The 9,713-nt window shown below is 46.8% G+C and carries 4 protein-coding genes; 3 read left to right on the top strand and 1 reads right to left on the bottom strand.

The genetic code is table 11. The features are described from left to right. Positions 1-2,466 (bottom strand): triple tyrosine motif-containing protein (locus tag ACTHMC_RS07855; protein ID WP_440412345.1); only part of this gene is annotated, 2,466 nt, incomplete at its 3' end. 221 nt (positions 2,467-2,687) lie between these two features. Here ACTHMC_RS07855 and ACTHMC_RS07850 point away from each other — a divergent pair. The 3 genes from ACTHMC_RS07850 (at position 2,688) to ACTHMC_RS07840 (ending at position 9,607) form a co-directional block, all read left to right on the top strand. After that, entirely contained in the window at positions 2,688-4,451 is a 1,764-nt protein-coding gene (locus ACTHMC_RS07850; protein ID WP_440412343.1) for a cellulase family glycosylhydrolase, read from the top strand. 122 nt (positions 4,452-4,573) lie between these two features. After that, positions 4,574-6,037 (top strand): alpha/beta hydrolase-fold protein, encoded by a 1,464-nt coding sequence (locus ACTHMC_RS07845; RefSeq protein ID WP_440412341.1) that lies wholly within the window; start codon positions 4,574-4,576, stop codon positions 6,035-6,037. Between the two features lie 459 nt (positions 6,038-6,496). Then, positions 6,497-9,607 carry a SusC/RagA family TonB-linked outer membrane protein gene (locus tag ACTHMC_RS07840; RefSeq protein WP_440412339.1) on the top strand — a complete coding sequence of 1,037 codons (3,111 nt, stop codon included), beginning with the start codon at positions 6,497-6,499 and terminating at the stop codon, positions 9,605-9,607. Positions 9,608-9,713 lie beyond the last annotated feature (106 nt).

Raw genomic sequence — 9,713 nt, 5'->3', positions numbered from 1 at the left:
GGATTCAAGTTTCTCGTTCTGCACCTGCATCAGTTCTTTCTCATTTCTCTCCAGTTCCAACTGGTGCAGGGAGATAAGATGCTCCTGTTCTTTTTTATGTTTCAGCTGCTGATTCGCGAATTTCCTTTTCTGCCTTCTGTACAACAGGTAGAGCGCCACTAACAACAGTAACACATATACGATCTTTGCAAAAGTTGTCTGGTACCAGCCGGGCCATATTACAAATGTGTAACTCACGGTGGCGGATTCGTTTCCGAGATTGTCCCTTGCTTTTACGAGGAAGGTGTAAGTGCCATTTGACAGATTGGTGAATTCCTTTTCCGGCTTGGTGCTCCAGTTGCTCCATTCCTTATCGAAGCCATTGAGGCGGTAACTGTATTCAATATTGCTGCCCTGGTCATAGGCAGGGGAAGCAAATTCAAAACGGAAGCTGTTGTATTTTTTAGGAAGACAGGTGATCTGGTCTTTGTCCTGTTCATTTACCGGACCATTCTTACCCGTGAAGTATCCTCCGAAGATCAGGCTATCATTTCTGCCGATGGTCTTTACCCTGCCGATGGCCACACTGGGCACGGAAGAAAGCCGCACATATTTCTTGTAATTGATATGGTAGAGTGCTTTCTCGGCTGCCAGGAAAACATTTTCCTCGTCATAGGGATAAATGAATTCGAAGCCGCCTACAATGCGGTGCTTGAGCTCCGGAAAGTACACCACAGAGTATGGCTTGGAGTTGGCTGGCTTATGAAAGTCAACAATTGCGGGCACTTTGTCGGATACAAACCAGATATTTCCATAAGCGTCCTCACGCAGGAATTGAATGGGGATATCCCCGAAAATATCATACAAGAGGGCGGATTGCTGAAACCTGTTGATACCGGGGTTCCATTCATACAAACCATGCTTGGTGGCAATCACCACGCGGTTGCGGATGAAGAAAACGAAATTCTCATAGTCGGCAGGCAGCCCGTCTTTAGAGGAAAGCAGATTGTATTCCAATGAATCGCCGGTGAGGCGGACCCGGTATATACCGCGATAGGGATGCGAGCACCAGATGGTATTGTCGCGGTCAATAGTAATGAAGCGCATGGATTCCCAGAGCCCGTTGATATGTTTGGGCTGGCTGAATTCACTGCCGGTCTGCATCATTTTATAAAGACCGTTATAACCTCCGATCAGGAGCTCGCGGGTATTGCCTGAAGATCCGTATTGCCGGTAGAGCCAGGTGCCGCGGTCGCGGATCAGGGGAACGGTATTTTTATCCTTGATATGGAAAACACCTTCGTGATGGCCCAGCAGGAGCTGGTCGTCACTCACGGAAAGGCTCCATACCTGTCCTTTTGTATTGGGCACCAGGCTGAAACTGCTGCGGGAGGTGCTGAAATCGGCAGAGCCATCGAGCGGGGCCACATACACGCCATCACTGGTGCCGATGTAGAGGTTATTATGGAAGACCTGGGCGGCATAACTGGTGAGCATGTTCTTTTTGTTAGGATAGATCTGCTTCACGAACGTATTGTACCGGATCAGATCGATGCCATTGTCGAGCGCCAGCCAGATATTCTTCCGTTTATCCGCAAAAAGCTGCAGCACGTTATTGTTCTGCAGCCCTGCTTCCATTCCAAAATGCTGGATCACCCGCCCGTTTACCCGGCTGATGACAAAGCAGCCATTGGAAGTGGTGCCGATGGCCAGCTCCTGATCAGAGAGAACGATGGAACAGAAAATCCGGCCGGAATGGAATATGCTGTCTGCTTCCGTTTTCCAGGGAAGCAGGTGGCCGTTATTGATGAGAAAGAGCCCGTCTTTAAGGGTGGCGATCATCAGCCTGCCATCCGGATGTACATGAAGGGAAGTGACCAGCATTTTCTTCAGGGAGCTGTCGCCGCAAATGGTTTTCCATTGCCCGTTATCAAACTGCATCAGCCCGGCATTGTAATCCTGCACATACAATCCTTTCTCCGTTCTGTACATCTTTCTCCATTCTGCGGGAGATGCATAGGTTTTGAACTGGTTGTTCCGGAGCTCGAACAGCATATTGCTGGTCCTGAACCAGATGGCATTATTGTATTCCTCGATGTCCCATACATCCGCCATCTGTTTCATATTGGAGGGCAGCAGGGGTTTGAGGGAATGATATTCCAGGATGCCATTGGCTCCCGGAAAGAAATAACCGAACTCATCCTGGGCGCCTACATAAATGCGGCCATCTGCAGTAGCCAGCACGGACCTTAACCTGGTATGGTTGGGAATGGGATATAATTTCCAGAAATGTCCGTCAAAGGAGAGCAGCCCTTCGGTATTGGCAAAGTACATGATCCCCCGTTGATCAGTAGTAGCGTCCCAGTTCTGGCCACCCCCCTGGTATTCCTGTTTGGCATAATTGAGGATTTCAGGAAACCCGATGGTGTTCTGGGCAATGATCTGGCAGGGGATAAGGAGGGCGAGCGCCATCAGCAGTCTACACATGGAGCAATCGTTTGTACTAAATTAACTAAAATTTAAATTGAAGTAGTGCCGACGTAAAAGTTGGTTATTGAAAATCAATACATAGTAAATACCTGTAGTATTAAAGGCGTAGAATAAAATGCCTTAAAGAGTTCCCTTCCTTTGTAATTTACAGCAACGATTGGTGTGTCTCATTTCGCCCTTACATCTCTCCTTTTTTACGTACAAACACATTTTTCCATATGAAGATCAAAAGCGGACTACTGTTCCGGGTGGTAGTTTTGATTAGTATTACCCTTTCCGGTTTTTCTTTTCAGTCAGGGGCTCAGGGGTTCTTAAAAACTTCCGGCACGCGCATAGTCAATGAACAGGGAGAAAATGTGCTGCTGAGAGGCATCGGCCTCGGTGGATGGATGCTGCAGGAAGGGTATATGCTCCGCATCGATCAGAACGGACAGCAGCATAAGATCCGTGAACGGATTCAAAAACTCGTAGGCGAAGAGAAGACCAGGGCCTTTTATGAGGCCTGGCTCAGTAATCATACTACAAGGAAAGACATTGAAGCCATGAAGGCCTGGGGCTTCAACAGTGTACGGTTACCCATGCATTATAATCTCTACACTCTCCCCGTTGAACAGGAACCGGTACCCGGAAAGAACACCTGGCTGAGTAAGGGCTTCGCCATGACGGACAGCCTGCTGCAATGGTGTAAAGACAATCAACTCTGGTTGATCCTCGACCTCCATGCTGCCCCCGGGGGGCAGGGCAACGACCTCAATATCTCCGACGGAGACACCAGCAAGCCTTTTTTGTGGGAACTGCAGGCCAATCGGGATAAAACGGTCGCACTCTGGAAAGAGCTGGCAAAGCGCTATGTGAATGAGCCCATGATCGCTGCCTACGACCTGATCAATGAACCTAACTGGGGATTTGATGACCCCAAAGACAGGAACGGGCTGCAGGAAAAGAACAATATACCCCTTAAAGCCTTGCTGGTTGATATCACCAATGCCATCCGCGAAGTGGATAACAATCATATTATCATCATCGAAGGCAATGGCTGGGGCAACAATTACAACAATATGTTGCCGCCCTGGGATAAGAATATGGTGCTGAGCTTTCACAAATACTGGAACTATAACAAAGAGGAAGATATCCGGCATATTCTCAATACGCGGGATCAATACCAGGTACCTGTCTGGTTAGGTGAAACAGGCGAGAACTCAAATGTGTGGTTCACGGAAGCCATCCGGCTGCTGGAAAATAACAATATCGGCTGGGCCTGGTGGCCGCTGAAAAAGATAGGCATCAACAATCCCCTCGAAATTCCTTCCAGCCCTGAATACCAGCAGGTAGTGGATTTCTGGAATGGTAAAAGCAAGCGGGTCCCTGATCCCGCAACGGCCTGGAAAGGACTGCAGGCATTGGCAGCTGCCACGCATTTCAATAAGAATATCATTCATGGTGATGTGGTGGATGCCATGATCAGGCAACCGCATTCCAATACTGCCATTCCATTTGCAGACAATATCATCAATGGTCATGCGAAAATTCCGGCAGTCAACTATGATTATGGTATCAACGGTTCCGCATATTTTGATATGGATACGGCCAATTACCGCGTATCAACCGGCGAAAACGGAGCAGGAAACCGCGGCTATGCTTTCCGGAATGACGGTGTGGATATTGAAAGAAAGGCAGGGCAGGTATTTGTGAACAATACAGAAAAAGGAGAGTGGTTACAATACACGCTCAATGTGGAGAAGGCCGGCAATTACACCATAAAGTTGTTGGCAGGGGCCGACAAAGCAGGAGCAAAAGCTTCTCTGCTACTGAATGGAAATACGGTAGCAAAATCCTTCCCTGTTTCGGTGGTGGCAAAAGATAAGGACTGGATCCCGGTGCATGCAGGAAATATTTACCTGGAACAGGGGAAGCAGCAATTGCGACTCTACGTGGAGGAAGGAGGATTCCGTTTCAGCAGTATCAATTTCAGCAGGAACTAAGCGGCAGTTTTTAATAGCGTATAGTTCATTTTTGGTAAGGGTGCGTCTTTCCAGATGCGCCCTTGTTGTTTACAATCAATTCTTACCGTACATTCATGGTCATTATTTAAACCTGACGGTCCATGAAGAAGATTCTACTTTTCAGCATTGCCTTGCCCGGCATCTTTTGTGTTTTTTCCGCATCAGCGCAACAGATCAGGGTGAGTTATAGCAGCCAGCAAGCTGCAGACAGGTTCAGCGGCAATGTATTTCTTTATCTCTCCAAAGAAAATCCGGAACCGAAATCCGGTTATGTGGGCCTCACTTCCTTTCCCGTTTACCGCATCAATGTAAAGAATATCAAACCAGACGAAGCAGTTACCTTCAACGACGCCGCTGTGAGTTATCCTGTAAAGCTGTCTGACCTGGAGCGGGGAGAATATTTTGTACAGGCAGTTTGGGATAAGAATACCGGCGATCATACTATCTCAGAGACTATCGGAAATATCTACAGCAAGCCTGTAAAATTCAATTTCACTAAAAAAACGGAGGCTGCATTTACTGTTTCCTGTACAGAAACGGTGAAAGAAAAGCCTTTTGTTGAAACGGATTATGCCAAAGAGCTCAGAGTGACCTCCAGACTCCTGAGCGATTTTTATAAAAAGCAATTCAGTCTGAAGGTGGCGGTAGCATTGCCAGAAGCTTACCTCAAAGAGCCCGGCAGAAAGTTTCCCGTACTGTATTATGTTACCGGGTTTGGCGGAGATTACAGACGCATGAGCGGCTACAAAAATCCTGAAAGTTTCATGGACACGGTCCCTTTTATCCGGGTGGTGCTCGATGGAAATTGTCCAACCGGGCACTCCGTGTATGCCAATAGCCAGAACAACGGGCCCTGGGGAGATGCCATGGTGAAGGAGCTGATCCCTGCAATAGAAGAGAAGTTCCGTTGTGACGGGGCCAGGTTCCTGATGGGGCACAGCAGTGGCGGCTGGACTGTCCTCTGGCTGCAAACCCAATACCCATCTGTGTTTGCCGGTACCTGGGCCAGCTCGCCCGATCCTGTTGATTTCAGGAATTTCTCAGGAGTGGATCTTTACACTGAGAAGAATCTGTACAGGGGGAAAGACAGTTCCCTTCGCTGGATCGCTACGGTTGCGGGCCGGTTCCCCTGGATTAGCATGAAACAGATGGTGCAGATGGAGCATGTGGTCAACCGCGGTGAACAGATGCAGTCTTTCGACGCTGTGTTCAGTCAGCGTAAAGCCGATGGCAGTCCGCGTAACCTGGTAAATGCTGCCACGGGAGAGATCGATATGGAGACTGTCAACCACTGGAAACAATACGATATCTGCCAGTTCCTAAAAAATAACTGGGGCACCATACAGTCCAACCTGCAAGGCAAGGTCAGGATCTCCGCCGGGGAGCAGGACAATTTTTTATTGAATCATGCCGTGCATCTGCTGGAAAAAGAAACAAAGGACCTCAATACGGGATTTGAGTATGGTTATTTTCCAGGCGACCATTTTACGGTTTTTACGAAAGAATACCAGGCGGCGGGGGTAAAGTTTCTGCTGGACCGGTATGCTGCATTTAAAAGCAAATAAGTCAAAACATAAGGGAACTCAGTTTCCCGCAATTCCCAATAATCTCCTTTAATCTCTTAAAATGGCTACCATTTTCGGGTGGTCTTTTCCGGTAGGGTACTCCCGGCAGTACTGCCATGCTTTGTAGTGAGTAAAAATATCCTCACAATTTAGTTTGCAGGGTGCAATGGAGAGGAGTAAAGTAAAATCGTTACCGCATGTTTATTGCCGGAAAGGTATTTCTCTTAAGATAACCGGCTTTGATATGGCTTTGGTGTAAGGTTATAATTGATTGATGAATGCCGGGATCACACGTATAAAACAGGATGAAGTATCATTGAAGTAGAGCATTTTCCAGATTTTGTTGAGTATGGCGTAGTGATGACGTAGTGGGCCGTAGTAGGGTGTAATACAAATTTGAATAGCTTTATAATCTGTAACTAAAACCTAATTCTTTTAGCTGCCAACAATTGTTTGCTTATGAGACGTAATAACTACCTGCTATTATGCAAAGTTTTGCTATGCATTCTACTGCCACTTTGCGGTTTTTCCCAATCATTACAGGTTACCGGTAAGGTAACCAACAAGTTAACGAACGAGCCATTACAAGGCGCAACCATTTCTGTAAAAGGAGGTGCCGTGTCAGCCATTACCGGAGCTGACGGATCCTTTTCTATTTCAGTTCCCCGGAGCGGAAGTACGCTGGTTGTTTCCTTTGCGGGAATGGCATCAATGGAAAGAACGATCACTTCTGCTGGTTTCCAGGAATTTGCGTTGGAAACCGGGGAAGGTAAATTAGATGAAGTAGTAATTGTGGGTTATGGAACCCAGAAAAAGACCTCATTGACATCTTCCGTTGCCAGTATCAAAGGCAATGATATGAAAAGTCAGCCTGTAGGGGACCTCACCAATGCGCTGGGTGGCCGTGCGGCAGGCGTGATCTTTACCCAGGGCAGTGGCCAGGCGGGTAATGATGCTTCCCGCATCCTTATCAGGGGTATCGGCACCACTGGTAACTCAGCTCCTTTGCTGATCGTGGATGGTATACCCAGGAACTTCAGCCAGCTGAACCCAGCTGATATTGAAACCATATCTATATTAAAGGATGCTGCTGCAGTAGCTCCTTATGGTTTAGGTGGTGCCAACGGCGTTATTCTGGTAACCACCAAACAGGGTAAGACCGGCAAACCATTGCTCAGCTATGAAGGGTATGTTGGTTTTCAGAACCCTACGGTGATCACCAAATTCCTGGATTCCTATAATTATGCGCTGCTGAAAAATGTAGGTGCTAAAAATGCAGGAGCCACCGTAATGCCTTACAGTGAAGAAGACCTTCGGAAATATCGTGATGGCTCAGATCCTGACGGACATCCTAATATCGATCCTATCGGCGATATGATCAACAAAAACGCTCTGATCACCAGCCATAGCTTAACACTTAGTGGCGGATCGGATATTGTAAAATATGCAATGGGCTTCGGATATCTGAATCAGGAAGGTATGTTCCCCGGTATCAAATTCCAACGTTACAATGTTTCCGGTAACATGCAGGTGCAGGCAACCAAAACAACACTAGTAGGTTTGTCGTTCAACGGTCGTGTTGAAAAAAGAGATCTCACTGGGGCCGGTTATAATAACCAGAGCATGTTTGAGAACCTGATCAATACAGTAACAAACAGCACTCCATTAAAATACAGTAATGGACTGCACCCTTATATTTATGCTTACTTCTATGATAATCCCAGCTATCAGCGGCTCACTGGAAATACACTGCTCAGCCAGGTATCCATTGAGCAGAAACTTCCACTGAAAGGATTGAGTGTGAAGTTTGTGGGTTCTTATGACTATAACCCATACGATCCATTTAACACTGATAATAGCGGCATCGTAAGTACAAGGCGCAGCTGGAACCAACCATTTGTTCATTATACGATCGACACCACCAAAAAACCCTACGAGTACCCTGAAATTCCCATTACCACACTTCCTTCCTTCAGTCAGGAATACAGGCAAACCCAGGCGTTTACTTATCAGGGTTATATCAATTATGCCGGTAATTTTGGAAGAAGTGCAGTTACAGGTCTGGTGGTGCTGGAGGCAAGGAATAGCAATTCAGAAAGATTCAGCGCTGGCAGGAATAACTACAGGCTTCCGATCCCTGAATTGTTTGCAGGTGGAAGTGGTGAAACTGATATCTCCAACGATGGTAATTCTTCGGGCACCAAACAACGCTCACTGGTGTACAGGGTAACCTACGGATTCGATAGCAGGTACTTACTGGAAGCTTCCGGCCGTTATGATGGACATTATTATTTTGCTCCCGGCAAACGTTTTGGATTCTTCCCTGCATTTTCACTTGGCTGGCGTATTTCTGAAGAGAAATTCATGCAGGATGTTTCATGGGTGAATGAATTGAAATTAAGAGGTTCATGGGGACAGTCCGGAAACCTCGCAGGTAGTCCTTATCAATATCAGACTGGCTTTACCCTGTACGGCAACTCCGCGATCCTGAATGGTGCGCAAACCCAGGGTTTGTATGAAAGAGCTGAGCCCAACCCCAATATTACGTGGGAAAAGGCTAACAAAACGGATATCGGATTGGAAGCAAGATTATGGAATGGATTGCTGAATATTGAAGCTGATTATTTTCATGAGCGCAGGAATGATATGCTGTTCCCGCCCAACGTAACTGTACCTGTTGAATATGGTGTTGAACTTTCCCAGGTAAATTCAGGTATCATGGAGAACAAGGGCTTTGAGCTCACCATTTCAAGCAATTACACTATTAATAAGGACTGGCAGGTAGGCTTTAATGCCAACTTCACCTATGCCCGCAACAAAATGATAGAAATCTTTGAAGAACCAGCAACATATGATAATCCTAACCTGAGAAGGACGGGAAGGCCCTCAGGCGTCAGGTTCGGATACCAGGCAATCGGTTTCTTCAACGAAAGTGATTTTGAAAGTCCCGGTGTACTGAAAGCCGGTATTGCCAAACAAACCTTTTCAGCATTGGCTCCCGGAGATATCCGCTATGCTGATATCAGCGGTCCTGATGGAAAACCTGATGGAAATATCGACTTCAACGACCAGATAGCTATGGGACACCCAACAGGCTATCCTGCTATAGTGTACGGCTTTTCACCCACTGTCCGCTACAAAGGGTTTGAACTGAACCTGCTGTTCCAGGGCGTAGCCCAGAGAGATATCCAGCTCTACAGCAGTGCAGTATGGGCATTTGATAATAACAAGAACGCACCGGTAACTGTACTTGATTACTGGACGCCGGAAAACCAGGATGCCAAGTATCCAAGGATGACCACTTCTCCTACACCCAACAACACCCAGACTTCTACATTCTGGCAAAGAAGTCTTAATTATCTGAGACTGAGAACAGGAACACTGAGCTATACAATTCCTTCCAGGATTACAAGCAAACTGGGAATGAGCACAGTGTCTGTATATTTATCAGGACAGAACCTCATCACCTGGACGCCGTTTGAAAACTTTGATCCTGAGATCAGCAATGACAGAGCCTGGTATTTCCCCACACAAAAAGCAGTGACAGCAGGCCTCAGGGTACAATTTTAATCACACTTAATCAGTTTGAAATGAAACCTATTAAATATAGCAGCAGATTTTTGATGATGGGCGTTGTGTGCGTTTCTTTATTCTCCGCCTGCAAAAAAGATGATTT

The organism is Pseudobacter sp., assembly GCF_051955275.1.
Classification (GTDB): Bacteria; Bacteroidota; Bacteroidia; order Chitinophagales; family Chitinophagaceae; genus Pseudobacter.
Note: the sequence above shows the minus strand (reverse complement) of the source record. Positions and strands in the feature narration are given on the sequence as shown.

Coding starts and splice junctions, on each gene's coding strand:
- ACTHMC_RS07850 (WP_440412343.1), top strand. CDS start 2,688: ATGAAGATCAAAAGCGGACTACTGTTCCGGGTGGTAGTTTTGATTAGT.
- ACTHMC_RS07845 (WP_440412341.1), top strand. CDS start 4,574: ATGAAGAAGATTCTACTTTTCAGCATTGCCTTGCCCGGCATCTTTTGT.
- ACTHMC_RS07840 (WP_440412339.1), top strand. CDS start 6,497: ATGAGACGTAATAACTACCTGCTATTATGCAAAGTTTTGCTATGCATT.